Consider the following 15,238-nt stretch of genomic DNA (forward strand, 5'->3'; position numbering starts at 1 on the left):
CCATAACCCGATAATATAGGCGTGCAATTCCACTGGTTGTGAAAAAAGGAGTACAGCCTGGCTATGGTTTCGACATCAACAACGACTCCGCGCAGCGGCATTGGGTATTTTTCTCAGGGATGGAAGCTGGTCTCCCTGCCTGGGATCCGCCGCTTTGTGATCTTACCTCTTCTGATCAACATTCTGCTGATGGGCGGCGCGTTCTGGTGGCTGTTTACCCGGCTGGAAAGCTGGGTGCCGGCTATCATGAGCCATGTGCCCGACTGGCTGCAGTGGCTGAGCTATTTGCTGTGGCCGATTGTGGTCATCTCCGTCCTGCTGGTCTTCGGTTATTTTTTCTCGACCATCGCCAACTGGATCGCCGCGCCGTTTAACGGACTGCTGGCGGAGCAGCTCGAAGCCCGACTGACAGGCGCGACGCCGCCCGATACGGGTGTGCTTGGCATCATGAAAGATGTGCCGCGCATCATGAAACGCGAATGGCAGAAGTTTGCCTGGTATTTGCCGCGCGCCATTGTTCTGCTGATTCTCTACTTTATCCCCGGCATCGGCCAGACCGTTGCACCGGTGCTGTGGTTCCTGTTTAGCGCCTGGATGCTGGCCATCCAGTATTGCGATTACCCGTTTGATAACCACAAAGTGCCGTTCAAAGAGATGCGCACGGCGCTGCGCTCGCAAAAGGTCATCAATATGCAGTTTGGTGCCCTCACCAGCCTGTTCACCATGATCCCTGTCCTTAACCTGTTCATCATGCCGGTTGCCGTCTGCGGCGCGACCGCGATGTGGGTAGATTGCTATCGTGCTAAGCACGCGTTATGGAAGTAATGCAAAACTGTGTAAATGGAGGGCGGCTTATGCCCTCCTTATTCCATACTGATAGCCATTATTTCCTTGCAGCATATAGATATGCGATTTCCTTACTTCCGCATACTTATCCAACGGGTATGCTGGGACGGTATCCCAATTTCATACAGTTAAGGACAGGCCATGAGTAAGATTTACGAAGACAACTCGCTGACTATCGGTCATACGCCACTGGTTCGACTGAACCGTATCGGTAATGGACGCATTCTGGCGAAGGTAGAATCACGTAACCCGAGCTTCAGCGTAAAATGCCGTATCGGTGCAAACATGATTTGGGATGCCGAAAAACGTGGCGTTCTGAAACCTGGCGTTGAGCTGGTAGAACCCACCAGCGGCAACACCGGTATTGCTCTGGCCTATGTTGCCGCGGCGCGTGGCTACAAATTAACGCTGACGATGCCAGAAACCATGAGCATTGAGCGTCGCAAGCTGCTGAAAGCGCTGGGCGCGAATCTGGTTCTGACCGAAGGCGCGAAAGGCATGAAAGGTGCCATTCAGAAAGCGGAAGAGATTGTCGCCAGCGACCCGGCGAAATACCTGCTGCTGCAGCAGTTCAGCAACCCGGCTAACCCGGAAATCCACGAAAAAACCACCGGCCCGGAAATCTGGGAAGATACGGACGGTCAGGTTGACGTGTTTATCTCCGGCGTCGGCACCGGCGGGACGCTGACCGGCGTGAGCCGCTATATTAAAGGCACAAAAGGCAAAAAGGATTTAATCACCGTTGCCGTTGAGCCAACCGACTCCCCTGTCATCGCTCAGGCGCTGGCGGGCGAAGAGATCAAACCGGGCCCGCACAAAATTCAGGGTATCGGCGCAGGCTTTATCCCGGGCAACCTGGATCTGAAGCTGATTGATAAAGTGGTCGCTATCACGAACGAAGAAGCGATCTCCACGGCGCGTCGTCTGATGGACGAAGAAGGTATTCTGGCCGGTATCTCTTCCGGTGCCGCGGTGGCCGCTGCGCTGAAACTCCAGGAAGACGAAACCTTTACCAATAAGAATATTGTGGTTATCCTACCGTCCTCGGGTGAGCGTTATTTAAGCACTGCACTGTTTGCCGATCTCTTCACAGAAAAAGAACTGCAACAGTAATGCCAGCATGTTAATAACGCGTAAAAAAGCACCCAAACGGGTGCTTTTTTGTGGCCTGCGTCAAACTTTTACTCCTCCTGGCATTGATTCACCCCGTCGGGTCTGGTATTTAACCTGACAATTATTTTGAAGCGCGAAATTAATCATTACAGGAAATACCGAAGCTGAATCGATTTTATGATTTGGTTCAAGTCTTGCTTTCACTGCATAATGTTTAATGACGAGCGAAACGTCAGCGCTAACAAGACAGGCTAAAGTTAAACCGCCAGGCTAGACTTTAGTTCCACAACACTAAACCTATAAGTTGGGGAAATACAATGTTCCAGCAAGAAGTTACCATTACCGCTCCGAACGGTCTGCACACCCGCCCTGCTGCTCAGTTTGTTAAAGAAGCTAAAGGCTTCACTTCTGAGATCACTGTGACCTCCAACGGCAAAAGCGCTAGCGCGAAAAGCCTGTTCAAGCTGCAGACTCTGGGCCTGACTCAGGGTACCGTCGTCACCATCTCCGCAGAAGGCGAAGACGAGCAGAAAGCAGTTGAGCATCTGGTAAAACTGATGGCTGAGCTCGAGTAAGTTACGGGTTCTTTTCAATATCAGTCACAAGTAAGGTAGGGTTATGATTTCAGGCATTTTAGCATCCCCGGGTATCGCTTTCGGCAAAGCACTTCTGCTGAAAGAAGACGAGATCGTCATCGACCGGAAAAAAATTTCTGCCGACAAGGTTGATCAGGAAGTTGAGCGTTTTCTGAGCGGTCGTGCCAAGGCATCAGCGCAACTGGAAGCCATCAAAACTAAAGCTGGCGAAACTTTCGGTGAAGAAAAAGAAGCCATCTTCGAAGGGCACATCATGCTGCTCGAAGATGAGGAGCTGGAGCAGGAAATCATAGCCCTGATTAAAGATAAGGGCATGACGGCCGACGCGGCTGCACATGAGATTATCGAAGGTCAGGCAACTGCCCTTGAAGAGCTGGATGATGAATACCTGAAAGAGCGTGCGGCTGACGTACGTGACATCGGTAAGCGCCTGCTGCGCAACATCCTGGGTCTGGCGATTATCGATCTGAGCGCGATTCAGGACGAAGTAATCCTGGTTGCCGCCGACCTGACTCCATCTGAAACCGCACAGCTGAACCTGAACAAGGTGCTGGGTTTCATCACCGACGCCGGTGGCCGTACCTCCCACACCTCTATCATGGCGCGTTCTCTGGAACTGCCAGCCATCGTGGGTACCGGTAGCGTCACCGCTCAGGTGAAAAACGACGACTATCTGATTCTGGATGCCGTAAACAATCTGGTTTACGTCAACCCAACTAACGAAGAGATCGAACAGCTGCGTGCCGTTCAGGAGCAGGTTGCTTCTGAGAAAGCGGAACTGGCCAAACTGAAAGATCTGCCAGCCATTACGCTGGACGGTCATCAGGTGGAAGTTTGTGCGAACATCGGTACCGTCCGTGACGTTGACGGCGCTGAGCGCAACGGCGCGGAAGGCGTGGGTCTGTATCGTACTGAATTCCTGTTCATGGACCGTGATTCACTGCCAACTGAAGATGAGCAGTTCGCGGCGTACAAAGCGGTTGCTGAAGCCTGTGGCTCACAAGCGGTTATCGTACGTACCATGGACATCGGTGGCGACAAAGAGCTGCCGTACATGAACTTCCCGAAAGAAGAGAACCCGTTCCTGGGCTGGCGTGCAGTGCGTATCGCGATGGATCGTAAAGAGATCCTCTACGCTCAGGTACGTGCCATCCTGCGTGCTTCTGTATTCGGTAAATTACGCATCATGTTCCCAATGATCATCTCTGTAGAAGAAGTGCGTGCACTGAAAGCTGAGATCGAAATCATGAAGGCGCAGCTGCGTGAAGAAGGTAAAGCCTTTGATGAAACTATCGAAGTGGGCGTGATGGTGGAAACACCAGCAGCCGCGACGATTGCTCGTCATTTGGCCAAAGAAGTCGACTTCTTTAGTATCGGCACCAATGATTTAACGCAGTACACCCTGGCAGTTGACCGTGGTAATGATATGATTTCACATCTCTACCAGCCAATGTCACCGTCCGTACTCACGCTAATCAAGCAAGTTATTGATGCTTCTCATGCTGAAGGTAAATGGACAGGCATGTGTGGTGAGCTTGCAGGCGACGAACGTGCTACACTTCTGTTGCTGGGTATGGGTCTGGACGAATTCTCTATGAGCGCCATTTCCATCCCGCGCATTAAGAAGATTATCCGTAACACGAACTTCGAAGATGCGAAGGTGTTAGCAGAGCAGGCTCTTGCTCAACCGACAACGGACGAGTTAATGACGCTGGTTAACAAGTTCATTGAAGAAAAAACAATCTGCTAATCCACGAGATGCGGCCCAAATTACTGCTTAGGAGAAGATCATGGGTTTGTTCGATAAACTGAAATCTCTGGTTTCTGATGATAAGAAAGACACCGGAACTATTGAGATTATTGCTCCGTTGTCTGGCGAAATCGTCAATATCGAAGACGTGCCGGATGTAGTTTTTGCCGAAAAAATCGTTGGTGATGGTATTGCTATCAAACCAACTGGTAACAAAATGGTTGCGCCAGTTGACGGCACCATCGGTAAAATTTTTGAAACCAACCATGCGTTCTCTATCGAATCTGATAGCGGTATCGAACTGTTTGTACACTTCGGTATCGACACCGTTGAGCTGAAAGGCGAAGGCTTTAAGCGTATCGCTGAAGAAGGCCAGCGTGTGAAAGTCGGCGACCCGGTGATCGAATTCGATCTGGCGCTGCTGGAAGAGAAAGCCAAGTCTACCCTGACTCCGGTTGTTATCTCCAACATGGACGAAATCAAAGAACTGATCAAACTGTCTGGCAGCGTTACCGTGGGCGAAACCCCGGTCATCCGCATCAAGAAGTAATTCTTGCCGCACAGAAAAATGGCGCCTTCGGGCGCCATTTTTGTTTATCCGGGGAGAATGAGCTCATCAAAGCCTTTTTCCTGGGTGTACTTCATCACCTCTGTCACCCGATCGCCTGCACGGCGAATCGCGTCAGCCACATCCCTGCCCAGCACAATGCCGCTTACCAGCTCTGAACAGAAGAGGTCACCCGTCCCTTTCAGGTCGGTCGCGACGCGCGGATGGTCCGTTACCGTCACACCCTCTTTCGTCACCAGTACCACGTGGATGTTCTCAGGATCAGACTCCACCGGCGCGCTGGTGATCGCTACCCATTTCAGGGTGTCGGACAGCAGACTTTTGGCCGCAGAAATGGCGCTTTCCGGCGTGCGACACGGCTGGCCGCTCAGCACTTCCAGCTCGAAGACGTTCGGCGTAATCCCCTGCGCCAGCGGCAGCAAATGCGTGCGATAGGCGTCCGGGATTTCGGGCTTCACGTAGATCCCGCTGTCGATATCCCCGATCACCGGGTCGACCAGCACCAGCAAATCAGGGTGCTTGGCTTTGATGGCGATAAGCCACTCGGCGAGGATCGCAATCTGGCTGGCGCTGCCCATATAGCCGGTGGTCACCGCTTTCAGTTCGCGTAACACATCGCGCTCTTCGAGGGCTTTCAGGTAGCCGCTGAACCAGTCCTCGGGGATCACGCCACCGTAGAAGGTATCGTAATGCGGGGTATTGCTGAACAGTACCGTCGGGACCGCCGTGACGGTCAACTGATGCTGTCTGATGTTCGGCACCGCAATGCTGTTGCCCACGCTGCCGTAAACCACCTGCGACTGCACAGCCACGATATCCGTCTGCTGCGCACGGGTTTTATCCCGAAATAAAATCATCTCCATGACGCTTAAATCCCCGCCCCCTGCGAATAACTCTCTTCACCAAAGACGCCGGTAGACAGATAACGGTCGCCGCGATCGCAAATAATCGCCACCACCACTGCACCCGGATTAGCCTGCGCCACGCGCAATGCCCCGGCTACCGCGCCACCCGAACTGACGCCGCAGAAGATGCCTTCGCGAACTGCCAGTTCACGCATGGTATTTTCCGCTTCGCGCTGATGAATATCCAGCACCTGGTCCACAAGCTGGGCATTAAAAATGCCCGGCATGTACTCCGCCGGCCAGCGGCGAATGCCCGGAATGCTGCTCCCCTCTTCCGGTTGCAGACCGACAATCGTCACTGCACTGTCCTGCTCGCGCAGAAAACGCGAGACACCGGTAATGGTGCCGGTTGTCCCCATGCTGGAGACGAAATGGCTGATACGCCCGTCGGTCTGACGCCAGATTTCCGGGCCGGTGGTGGTGTAGTGCGCGTAGGGGTTATCGGGATTGTTAAATTGATCCAGCAGTTTACCTTCGCCACGCTGGGCCATGTCGAGGGCCAGATCGCGCGCCCCTTCCATCCCCTGCTCTTTAGTGACGAGGATCAGTTCTGCGCCATAGGCACGCATCGCGGCACGGCGCTCCTGACTCATGTTGTCCGGCATCAGCAATTTCATGCGATAGCCTTTTAACGCCGCAATCATCGCCAGCGCAATGCCAGTGTTGCCGCTGGTCGCTTCGATCAGCACGTCGCCGGGCTGTATCTCCCCGCGCTTTTCCGCCTCAACTATCATCGACAATGCCGCCCTGTCTTTGACAGAACCGGCAGGGTTATTGCCTTCCAGTTTGACCCAGATTTCGCTGCCATTGTTGGGATGCATGCGCTGTAGTTTGACCAGAGGGGTGTTGCCGATGGTGTGTTCTAATGTGTTCACGAATTCTGTCCAATAAAAAGCCCGGTGGCGCTTCGCTTACCGGGCCTACAGGGATCGCTTTGTAGGCCGGGTAAGCGCAGCGCCACCCGGCAAATACCACGTCTAATTAACCTATCAGGCCGACTCCGCCAGAGCAAGACTCTCGCGCGACTCGATGCGCTCGGTGCCGTGATAGATACGGGCATGCTGCAAACCGACAAACAGGCGATCGCCGCGGGACGGCGCCTCTTCGTCGCGCATCACCACCGTCAGCGGCTCGGTGTACCAGCCCAAGGGTTGCACCACCAGTTGGGTGTAATGACCTTTCGGACTCGCCTCCAGCACCTGAACCGGCAGCGGAGAATCGAGGCTGGTGCGACGGCTGACGTCCACTTCCCACGGACGCAGGAACAGATCGACCGGTCCCTGATGGGCAGGCGTGTAGCCCAGCGGCCAGCGGTGCGCGCCGACGTGGAACTGTCCGCCGCGGATATTGCCCTGCATGCGGTTCACTTCGCCCATAAACTCCAGCACGAAGCGGGTCGCCGGCTCGCGCCACAGCTGTTCCGGCTCATCAACCTGTTCGATATTCCCCTGGCTCATCACCACCACGCGGTCGGCCACTTCCATCGCCTCTTCCTGATCGTGAGTCACGAAGACGCTGGTGAATTTCAGCTCCTCATGGAGCTGACGCAGCCAGCGACGCAGCTCTTTACGCACCTGGGCGTCCAGCGCGCCAAAAGGTTCGTCGAGCAGCAGGATTTGCGGCTCTACCGCCAGGGCGCGAGCCAGCGCCACGCGCTGCTTCTGTCCACCGGAAAGCTGCGCCGGATAACGGTCGGCGAGATGGGCCAGCTGCACCATCTCCAGCAGTTTGGTCACTTTCGCTTTGATGGTCGCGGCATTCGGGCGCTCGCGACGCGGGAGCACGGTCAGGCCAAAGGCAATGTTGTCGAACACCGTCATGTGGCGGAAAAGAGCGTAGTGCTGGAACACAAAACCGACTTTACGATCGCGGGCATGCAGACGGCTGACATCGGTTCCGTGGAAGCGAATGTGCCCGCTGGTCTGATGCTCAAGCCCGGCAATGATACGCAGCAGCGTGGTTTTACCGGAGCCGGATGGGCCAAGCAGCGCCACCATCTGGCCGGATGGGATATCCAGTGAGATATCGTTCAGCACCTGGGTGCGACCAAAAGACTTCTTAATATTGGCAATCTCAATGCTCATGATTTCCCTCCTGCTGCAGGCGTTTTTCCTGATTCTCTAAACGCCACTGCACCACACTCTTTAAAAACAAGGTCAAAATAGCCATCAGCGTCAGCAGGGCTGCGGCGGTAAAGGAACCGACGGTGTTATAGTCCTGCTCCAGCAATTCAATCTGTAGCGGCAGCGACAGGGTTTCGCCGCGAATCGAGCCAGAAACTACCGACACCGCGCCAAACTCACCGATCGCGCGGGCGTTGGTCAGCACCACGCCGTACAGCAGCGCCCAGCGAATGTTCGGCAGCGTCACACGTTTAAACATCTGCCAGCCGGATGCGCCCAGCAGGATCGCCGCTTCGTCTTCATGGCTGCCCTGGCTCAACATCACCGGCACCAGCTCACGCACCACAAACGGACAGGTCACGAATACCGTCACCAGCACCATGCCCGGCCAGGCGAACATGATTTGCAGGTTGTGCTCGTCAAGCCAGCCGCCGAGCGGGCCATTCGAGCCGTAAAACAGGAGATAGATCAGACCGGCGACCACCGGCGAGACGGCAAACGGGATATCCAGCAAGGTCAGCAACAGCTGACGGCCAGGGAAGTCAAAGCGCGTCACCAGCCACGCCAGCAAAATCCCGAACACCAGATTCACCGGCACGGAAATCAGGGCGATCATCACCGTCAGCCAAATCGCGTGGAGCATGTCCGGGTCCGCCAGGTTTTGCAGCGCGGGCATAATCCCTTTGCTGAACGCCTGCACGAAGATGTAGACCATCGGCACAACGAGAATAAACACTGACACCAGCACGCCGGTGCCAATCAGAAACCATTTTCCCCAGTTGATGCGGGGTGCGTCGTAGCGCTTCAATTGAGTAACTTCCGCCATCAGTGACCTACCACACGTCGACCAAAGCGACTTTGCAGAGTGTTAATCGAGAACAGCAGCAGCAGCGACGCGGCCAGGATCACCGAGGCAATCGCACTCGCCGCCGGATAGTCAAACTCCTGCAAGCGCACAAAAATCATCAGCGAGGTGACTTCGGTTTTCCACGCGATGTTCCCGGCGATAAAAATCACCGCGCCAAACTCGCCGAGACTGCGGGTAAACGACAGCGCCACACCGGCCAGCAGCGCCGGAGAGAGCTCCGGTAACACTACTTTGCAGAAACTCTGAATGCGCGTCGCGCCGAGGGTTTCCGCCGCCTCTTCGTATTCCGGCCCTAACTCTTCGAGAACGGGCTGCACGGTACGCACCACAAACGGGATGCTGGTAAAGGCCATCGCCACGGCGATCCCAAGCCAGGTGTAAGTCACTTTGATGTCGAACTGCGCCAGCCACTGCCCGTAAAACCCGTTCACCGAGAACAGGGACGCCAGGGTCAAACCGGCGACCGCCGTCGGCAGCGCGAAAGGCAGATCCATCAGGGCGTCCAGCAGGGTACGGCCCGGAAAACGATAGCGGGTTAAGATCCACGCCATCAGCAGGCCAAACACGCCGTTAAAAATCGACGCCACAAACGCCGACAGCAGCGTGACTTTATAGGCCGCCACCACCTGCGGATTGGTAATCACTTCCCAGTACTGCGCCCAGCTCATCTCAGAGAGCTGCATCACCAGCGCGCTTAACGGCAACAACAAAATCAGACAGACGAACAGCAGGCTGGTCCCGAGGCTTAAGGTAAAGCCGGGCAGCACGCGTCTGGAGGAGACTGCAAACATTACTTACGCCCCGCCGCCAACAGTTTGTCCAGCTCACCGCCGGTGGTGAAGTGGGTTTTCATCACCTCAGGCCAGGAGCCAAACTGGTCTTCCACGCGGAACAGCTCGGTCTGCGGGAATTTGTCTTTGAGCTTGTTCATCACGTCCGGGTTCGCCACGCGATAGTAATAGTCGGTGATAATGGTCTGCGCCTGCGGGCTGTAGAGATAGTTCAGGTATTCCTTCGCCGCTTTCTCGGTGCCGTTGGCTTTAACGTTTTTATCGACCCACGCCACCGGGAACTCGGCAAAGATATTGACCTTCGGCACCACCACTTCGAAGCCCTGCGCTTCGTACTGTTTACGGATGTTGTTCACTTCCGACTCGAAGCTGATCAGCACGTCGCCCAGACCGCGTTCCACGAAGGTGGTGGTCGCCCCGCGACCGCCGGTATCGAACACTTCAACGTTTCTCAGGAACTGAGTCATGAACTGCTCGGTTTTGGCTTTATCGCCGCCGTCCGCTTTATCGGCTGCACCCCAGGCGGCGAGATAGGTATAGCGCGCGTTACCGGAGGTTTTTGGATTCGGGAAGATCAGCTTCACGTCAGAGCGCACCAGATCGTTCCAGTCGTGGATATTCTTCGGGTTGCCCTTACGCACCAGGAACGCCATGGTGGAGTAGAACGGCGAGCTGTTGTTCGGCAGACGGCTCTGCCAGTCCGCCGGGATCAGGTTGCCTTTGTCATGCAAAATTTGCACGTCGGTAATCTGGTTGTAGGTCACCACATCGGCTTTCAGCCCCTGCAAAATCGCCAGCGCCTGCTTTGAGGAGCCCGCGTGAGATTGCTTGATGGTCAGCTTGTCGCCGTTGTTCTCTTTCGCCCACTGCTGTTCAAACGGTGGATTCAGGGCGGCAAACAGTTCGCGGGAGACATCATAGGAACTGTTGAGCAGCTCAGTCGCCTGCGCCTGCGCGACCAACAGCATGGAAGCTGCCAGCGCCAGATATCCTTTTTTCAGTACAGTAACGGCCATTGCGCACCCTTATAAATGTGATGACTAACTTATTGCCATAATATTTATAACGGGTACGAAAGGAGTAACGGTTTTATATACCGTTTGGTGATTTAGCAGCAGAAAAGGGAATAAGGATGAGGAGTGTTAATGCCGGGTGGCGCTTACGCTTACCCGGCCTACAAAATTACAGAGCCATTAGACGCTCAACGGACGGCGCGAAGTAGTAGCCGCCGGTCACCGGTTTGGTGAAGCGCAGCATGGCGTCGCGCTTGCCGTCGGTGTCACCGAACATGCTCAGCAGCTGCTGCTCGATGTTGTACAGACGCGCACAGTAGGCGCAGAAGTACAGGCCGTGGGTGCCGCTCGCCGTGCCGTACGGCAGGCTCTGGCGGACAATTTTCAGTCCTTTGCCGTCTTCTTTCAGATCCACGCGGGTCAGGTGAGAGGTCACCGGGCGATCGTCGCCGTCGATCTCTTCGTTAGCTTCTTTGGTGCGACCGATCATCATCTCCTGATCGTGCACGCTCATGCGGTTCAACTGCTTGAGGTTATGCTCCCAGCGCTGGACGAAAACGTAGCTGCCGCCCGCATCCACGCCGTCTTTGATTACCGCCACATCGCGACGCGTCTCTTCACCTGCCGGGTTTTCGGTGCCGTCGACGAAGCCGCTCAGATCTCGCTCTTCCACCCAGCGGAAACCGTGTACTTCTTCCTGGACCTCGATGCTGTCACCGAAGGCTTCCATCGCCGCCTGGGCCACGGAGAAGTTCACGTCATGACGCAGGGAAAGGATATGGATCAGCACGTCGTACTGGGTGGCTGGCGCCAGGCCTTTACCGTAAGGGATAAAGTCTTTCAGCTCGGTAGCGCCTTCGCCGCCGCTCAGCTGACGCCAGACGTTGTTGCCAAACGCCACCACCGCGCCGAGATGCGCGTCCGGGAATTTGGCCTCGAAGGTCGCCAGTTTATCGATAAATACTTTGCTGGCCGCACGCAGGGCATCCACATCCCCTTTCACATTGGCTTCAATCCAAATCGCCGCGCGGCAATGTTCTGGCAAAATGCCACTCTGAACCTGAGACATCGCTCCTCCTGAAAAAAGATGCCACGATATCGTGGCATTGATGGCGGGTATTATACCTGGATTTCAGCGAGGCGGTTTGTTCAGGCGCAAATTACTGCTTCCAGATAATCTTGCTCACTTTCCAGTTTTTGAGGGTGTCGTCCGCAGGCATCAGCCCTTCTGGGCCGCTCCACTCACCGGTGAAGAGATAGCTAATATGCTGGCTGTCTTTGGCCTTACACTCGACGGCCACTTTCTCATCCGCCACCGCGCTCTCGCAGTTGCCGAACGCTTTCTGATACAGGTCGCTAAACGGCGTACCCACTTTAACGCCGGTATCGGTTTCCACATCGCGGTCCAGCACCTCAATGCGGTTCACAGTGCCTTTATCGCCGTTGATGATCAGCGCCAGCTTGTCGTCTTTCAGCGCTTCGAAGTAGTGCACGATGGTGCCATTCTCGGTTTTCATGCCGCTGCGCAGGCGGTAGTCGCTGCTGAGTTCTGACTGGATGGCGTCCTGGTCCAGCGCGGTCATTGCGTTAATGTTCCCGACGCCCTTCTCGGTCACTTCGAATGAGGATCCAAACCAGTTCCACGGATAGGCCGCCGACCAGTTGATGGAGGAGATTGACGAGAGCGTTGAACACCCGGTTAACACCAGCGGCAAAGCGCATAAAACTAAACGCAGCGATTTCATTGAAACGTCCTTTCTTGTTAATTCAACGCTTGTTGGAGTGCAGCATCGATAAAAAGTGCCTTTAATCTTTTTCGATGGCGAAACTGGCGCGCAGACGAGGATGCGTCAGGAGCCACAACAGCGCCACAATATCCGCCACCACCAGCGAAATCCCGATCCCGCTCAGCGGCTCACCGAAGTACCAGAGCAGAGGCTGCCAGCACAGCAATACCACCTGCGCGAGGATCAGCAGCCAACGAAGGCTATACCAGACACGCGGAAAATGCTGCCGCCGACCGCTAAGCAAAAACGCCAGCACCGCCGGCACGCCGGGCAACAGCCCGAGCCAGAAGTTATCGTGGTCGGGATAGAACAGATTCAGCAGCGTATTTCCCTGATCGCGCGACGCCCCCGCCACCACAAACAGCACCCAGGTTCGCGCCTGGAGCAGAAGCACACACCAGAACAGAAATGGCAATCTGACGCGGCCCTGGCTGTCATAGTGCGCCGGGTGAAACTCAGTATTCTTCATCTTCGATCAGGCGCTTCCCTAAATTCAGAACATCGGCATGCTCATACCCGAGCCGCTCATACATCCCTAATACCACGTCGTTGTCTTCGCGCACCATAATCTGAATCTTCGGGCAGCCACGGGCGATCAGTTTCTTTTCCAGGCGATTGAGCAGCGCATTGGCGATGCCACGCCCGCGATATTCCGGGTGGACGCCGAGATAATAGGCCGAGCCGCGATGCCCGTCGTAGCCGCCCATCACCGTGCCCACCACTTCGCCATTCACTTCTGCGACGAGAAACAGGCTAACGTCATGATTGACCTTACGTTCGATATCCATTTCCGGATCGTTCCACGGACGCAGCAGATCGCAGCGTTCCCAAAGGGTAATGACCTCTTCGAAATCTTCCTGGCGAAAAACGCGTATCTCCATGGTATTAACCGCCTTTTTGGGTTTAAAAACAGTGATTATGGCGCGAACGCCGCCATTAGCCAATAAGCGGCGAAAAATGTCCAAAATTTTGGCATAATGTCACTCTGTCACGTATTGAAATGAAAAGTAAAACAATTCTCAACAAGGACTGTCGTAACGTAAAACGCGATACGATATAACACCAGGACCCCATTTTTTACAATTCAGGCCGCATGAGCACATTCAAACCTTTAAAAACACTCACATCGCGTCGTCAGGTACTCAAAGCGGGGCTGGCGGCCTTGACGTTAACCGGCATCGCCCAGGCGCAGGCCAAAGACGACAGTACCCTGAAAACCAGCAATGGGCACAGTAAGCCTAAGGCGAAGAAAGCGGGCGCCAAACGCGTGGTGATGCTCGATCCGGGCCACGGCGGGATCGACACCGGCGCGATTGGCCGTAACGGCTCGAAAGAGAAACATGTGGTGCTGGCGATCGCCAAAAACGTGCGCTCGATTTTACGCGCCAACGGCATCGACGCGCGCCTGACGCGCAGCGGTGATACCTTTATCCCGCTGTACGATCGCGTGGAAATTGCCCACCAGCACGGCGCGGATCTGTTTATGTCGATCCACGCCGACGGCTTTACCAATCCGAGCGCCGCGGGCGCATCGGTGTTTGCCCTCTCCAACCGCGGAGCGAGTAGCGCCATGGCGAAATACTTGTCCGATCGCGAAAACCGCGCGGACGAAGTGGCGGGCAAAAAAACCACCGATAAAGATCACCTGTTACAGCAGGTGCTGTTCGATCTGGTCCAGACCGACACCATCAAAAACAGCCTGACGCTCGGCTCGCACATCTTAAAGAAGATCAAGCCAGTGCATCGCCTGCACAGTAAAGGTACGGAGCAGGCGGCGTTTGTGGTCCTCAAATCGCCGTCGATCCCGTCCGTGCTGGTGGAAACTTCATTCATTACTAACCCGGACGAAGAGCGTCTGCTCGGCACCACGGCGTTTCGTCAGAAAATCGCCAACGCCATCGCCTCCGGGGTGATCAGTTATTTCAACTGGTTTGATAATCAAAAAGCGCATTCGTCGAGACGTAAATGAAACCGAACTCTCAGCAGGTCAAAGCGTTTCTGCTGCACCTGCAGGATCAGATTTGCCAGCAGCTGGCCGCCGTCGACGGCGGCGAATTTCAGGAAGATAACTGGCAGCGCGAAGCCGGTGGCGGCGGGCGCAGTCGCGTGCTGCGTAACGGCGGCGTGTTTGAGCAGGCAGGCGTTAACTTTTCTCACGTCCACGGTGACGCGATGCCTGCGTCTGCCACCGCGCATCGCCCGGAGCTCGCCGGACGCAGCTTCGAAGCGATGGGCGTGTCGCTGGTCGTGCATCCGCACAGCCCGTTTGTGCCCACCAGCCACGCCAACGTGCGCTTTTTTATCGCCGAGAAACCGGGTGCCGATCCGGTGTGGTGGTTTGGCGGCGGCTTCGATTTAACGCCCTATTACGGATTCGAAGAGGACGCCGTCCACTGGCATCGCACCGCACGCGATATTTGTCAGCCGTTTGGCGAGGACGTTTATCCGAAGTACAAAAAGTGGTGCGACGACTATTTCTACCTCAAGCATCGGGACGAACAGCGCGGAATTGGCGGGCTGTTCTTCGACGATTTGAATACGCCGGATTTTGACACCGCGTTTGCCTTTATGCAGGCGGTGGGCAAGGGCTATACGGACGCGTACCTGCCGATTGTTGCACGACGCAAAGATACCGATTACGGCGTGCGCGAGCGCGAATTTCAGCTTTATCGTCGCGGGCGGTATGTGGAGTTCAACCTGGTGTGGGATCGCGGGACGTTGTTTGGCCTGCAGACCGGCGGGCGCACGGAGTCGATTCTGATGTCGATGCCGCCGCTGGTGCGCTGGGAATACAATTTCGAGCCAAAAGAAGGCAGCCCGGAGGCTGCCTTGAGTGAGTTTCTGAAAGTCCGCGACTGGGTTTAACGCCGGGCGGCGC

Annotated in this window: 17 protein-coding genes; 7 read left to right on the forward strand and 10 right to left on the reverse strand. The window is 55.5% G+C overall.

The window, feature by feature from the left end; all coding sequences use genetic code 11:
* The first annotated feature begins 63 nt into the window (after positions 1-63).
* The 5 genes from cysZ (at position 64) to crr (ending at position 4,855) form a co-directional block, all read left to right on the forward strand.
* Positions 64-825, forward strand: coding sequence for a sulfate transporter CysZ (gene cysZ / locus QQF33_RS19510; protein ID WP_282495463.1), 762 nt, complete (start codon positions 64-66; stop codon positions 823-825).
* Between the two features lie 162 nt (positions 826-987).
* The gene (gene cysK, locus QQF33_RS19515; protein WP_095282825.1) at positions 988-1,959 is read left to right on the forward strand and encodes a cysteine synthase A; all 972 of its coding nucleotides are present in this window, start codon (positions 988-990) and stop codon (positions 1,957-1,959) included.
* 317 nt (positions 1,960-2,276) lie between these two features.
* Positions 2,277-2,534 carry a phosphocarrier protein Hpr gene (gene ptsH / locus QQF33_RS19520; RefSeq protein ID WP_000487600.1) on the forward strand — a complete coding sequence of 86 codons (258 nt, stop codon included), beginning with the start codon at positions 2,277-2,279 and terminating at the stop codon, positions 2,532-2,534.
* A gap of 43 nt (positions 2,535-2,577) precedes the next feature.
* Positions 2,578-4,305, forward strand: coding sequence for a phosphoenolpyruvate-protein phosphotransferase PtsI (gene ptsI, locus QQF33_RS19525; RefSeq protein WP_282495464.1), 1,728 nt, complete (start codon positions 2,578-2,580; stop codon positions 4,303-4,305).
* 40 nt (positions 4,306-4,345) lie between these two features.
* A complete protein-coding gene (crr, locus tag QQF33_RS19530) occupies positions 4,346-4,855 on the forward strand; it encodes a PTS glucose transporter subunit IIA (RefSeq protein ID WP_049841435.1) in 510 nt (169 codons plus the stop codon).
* A gap of 44 nt (positions 4,856-4,899) precedes the next feature.
* On the opposite strand, the gene pdxK is transcribed toward crr, so the two are convergent.
* From pdxK to QQF33_RS19580, 10 genes are all read right to left on the reverse strand, one after another.
* A complete protein-coding gene (gene pdxK / locus QQF33_RS19535; RefSeq protein ID WP_285158447.1) occupies positions 4,900-5,736 on the reverse strand; it encodes a pyridoxine/pyridoxal/pyridoxamine kinase in 837 nt (278 codons plus the stop codon).
* Between the two features lie 5 nt (positions 5,737-5,741).
* Positions 5,742-6,653 carry a cysteine synthase CysM gene (gene cysM, locus QQF33_RS19540; RefSeq protein WP_282495466.1) on the reverse strand — a complete coding sequence of 304 codons (912 nt, stop codon included), beginning with the start codon at positions 6,651-6,653 and terminating at the stop codon, positions 5,742-5,744.
* A gap of 114 nt (positions 6,654-6,767) precedes the next feature.
* Positions 6,768-7,862: a sulfate/thiosulfate ABC transporter ATP-binding protein CysA gene (cysA, locus tag QQF33_RS19545; protein WP_282495467.1), complete on the reverse strand. Its 1,095-nt coding sequence runs from the start codon at positions 7,860-7,862 to the stop codon at positions 6,768-6,770.
* Positions 7,852-8,727, reverse strand: coding sequence for a sulfate/thiosulfate ABC transporter permease CysW (cysW, locus tag QQF33_RS19550; protein WP_285150125.1), 876 nt, complete (start codon positions 8,725-8,727; stop codon positions 7,852-7,854). Before cysW ends, cysA begins: the two co-directional genes overlap by 11 nt.
* Positions 8,727-9,560: a sulfate/thiosulfate ABC transporter permease CysT gene (gene cysT, locus QQF33_RS19555; RefSeq protein ID WP_100779371.1), complete on the reverse strand. Its 834-nt coding sequence runs from the start codon at positions 9,558-9,560 to the stop codon at positions 8,727-8,729. Before cysT ends, cysW begins: the two co-directional genes overlap by 1 nt.
* Positions 9,560-10,576 carry a sulfate ABC transporter substrate-binding protein gene (locus tag QQF33_RS19560; RefSeq protein WP_285154403.1) on the reverse strand — a complete coding sequence of 339 codons (1,017 nt, stop codon included), beginning with the start codon at positions 10,574-10,576 and terminating at the stop codon, positions 9,560-9,562. Before QQF33_RS19560 ends, cysT begins: the two co-directional genes overlap by 1 nt.
* A 166-nt stretch (positions 10,577-10,742) precedes the next feature.
* Entirely contained in the window at positions 10,743-11,642 is a 900-nt protein-coding gene (locus QQF33_RS19565) for a Dyp-type peroxidase (protein ID WP_285146829.1), read from the reverse strand.
* Between the two features lie 91 nt (positions 11,643-11,733).
* Positions 11,734-12,318, reverse strand: coding sequence for an RpoE-regulated lipoprotein (locus tag QQF33_RS19570; protein ID WP_285158448.1), 585 nt, complete (start codon positions 12,316-12,318; stop codon positions 11,734-11,736).
* A gap of 61 nt (positions 12,319-12,379) precedes the next feature.
* Positions 12,380-12,829, reverse strand: coding sequence for a DUF2919 domain-containing protein (locus QQF33_RS19575; protein WP_285146831.1), 450 nt, complete (start codon positions 12,827-12,829; stop codon positions 12,380-12,382).
* Complete coding sequence (locus tag QQF33_RS19580; RefSeq protein WP_047624910.1) at positions 12,816-13,241, reverse strand: GNAT family acetyltransferase; 426 nt, start codon at positions 13,239-13,241, stop codon at positions 12,816-12,818. Before QQF33_RS19580 ends, QQF33_RS19575 begins: the two co-directional genes overlap by 14 nt.
* A gap of 212 nt (positions 13,242-13,453) precedes the next feature.
* Here QQF33_RS19580 and amiA point away from each other — a divergent pair, with 212 nt between their 5' ends.
* A complete protein-coding gene (gene amiA / locus QQF33_RS19585) occupies positions 13,454-14,329 on the forward strand; it encodes an N-acetylmuramoyl-L-alanine amidase AmiA (RefSeq protein ID WP_095282836.1) in 876 nt (291 codons plus the stop codon).
* Positions 14,326-15,225, forward strand: a complete 900-nt coding sequence (gene hemF, locus QQF33_RS19590; protein WP_285158449.1) for an oxygen-dependent coproporphyrinogen oxidase — start codon at positions 14,326-14,328, stop codon at positions 15,223-15,225. The genes amiA and hemF overlap by 4 nt, the downstream gene beginning before the upstream one ends.
* Positions 15,226-15,238 lie beyond the last annotated feature (13 nt).

This window comes from Lelliottia wanjuensis, assembly GCF_030238365.1.
In the GTDB taxonomy this organism is placed as follows: Bacteria; Pseudomonadota; Gammaproteobacteria; order Enterobacterales; family Enterobacteriaceae; genus Enterobacter; species Enterobacter wanjuensis.

Bases quoted from the DNA above. Each gene is read 5' to 3' on its own strand.
- cysK (WP_095282825.1), top strand. From the start codon at position 988: ATGAGTAAGATTTACGAAGACAACTCGCTGACTATCGGTCATACGCCA.
- QQF33_RS19560 (WP_285154403.1), bottom strand. From the start codon at position 10,576: ATGGCCGTTACTGTACTGAAAAAAGGATATCTGGCGCTGGCAGCTTCC.
- QQF33_RS19580 (WP_047624910.1), bottom strand. From the start codon at position 13,241: ATGGAGATACGCGTTTTTCGCCAGGAAGATTTCGAAGAGGTCATTACC.
- QQF33_RS19565 (WP_285146829.1), bottom strand. From the start codon at position 11,642: ATGTCTCAGGTTCAGAGTGGCATTTTGCCAGAACATTGCCGCGCGGCG.
- cysA (WP_282495467.1), bottom strand. From the start codon at position 7,862: ATGAGCATTGAGATTGCCAATATTAAGAAGTCTTTTGGTCGCACCCAG.
- cysT (WP_100779371.1), bottom strand. From the start codon at position 9,560: ATGTTTGCAGTCTCCTCCAGACGCGTGCTGCCCGGCTTTACCTTAAGC.
- QQF33_RS19575 (WP_285146831.1), bottom strand. From the start codon at position 12,829: ATGAAGAATACTGAGTTTCACCCGGCGCACTATGACAGCCAGGGCCGC.
- cysZ (WP_282495463.1), top strand. From the start codon at position 64: ATGGTTTCGACATCAACAACGACTCCGCGCAGCGGCATTGGGTATTTT.
- hemF (WP_285158449.1), top strand. From the start codon at position 14,326: ATGAAACCGAACTCTCAGCAGGTCAAAGCGTTTCTGCTGCACCTGCAG.
- amiA (WP_095282836.1), top strand. From the start codon at position 13,454: ATGAGCACATTCAAACCTTTAAAAACACTCACATCGCGTCGTCAGGTA.
- ptsI (WP_282495464.1), top strand. From the start codon at position 2,578: ATGATTTCAGGCATTTTAGCATCCCCGGGTATCGCTTTCGGCAAAGCA.
- pdxK (WP_285158447.1), bottom strand. From the start codon at position 5,736: ATGGAGATGATTTTATTTCGGGATAAAACCCGTGCGCAGCAGACGGAT.
- crr (WP_049841435.1), top strand. From the start codon at position 4,346: ATGGGTTTGTTCGATAAACTGAAATCTCTGGTTTCTGATGATAAGAAA.
- ptsH (WP_000487600.1), top strand. From the start codon at position 2,277: ATGTTCCAGCAAGAAGTTACCATTACCGCTCCGAACGGTCTGCACACC.
- cysW (WP_285150125.1), bottom strand. From the start codon at position 8,727: ATGGCGGAAGTTACTCAATTGAAGCGCTACGACGCACCCCGCATCAAC.
- QQF33_RS19570 (WP_285158448.1), bottom strand. From the start codon at position 12,318: ATGAAATCGCTGCGTTTAGTTTTATGCGCTTTGCCGCTGGTGTTAACC.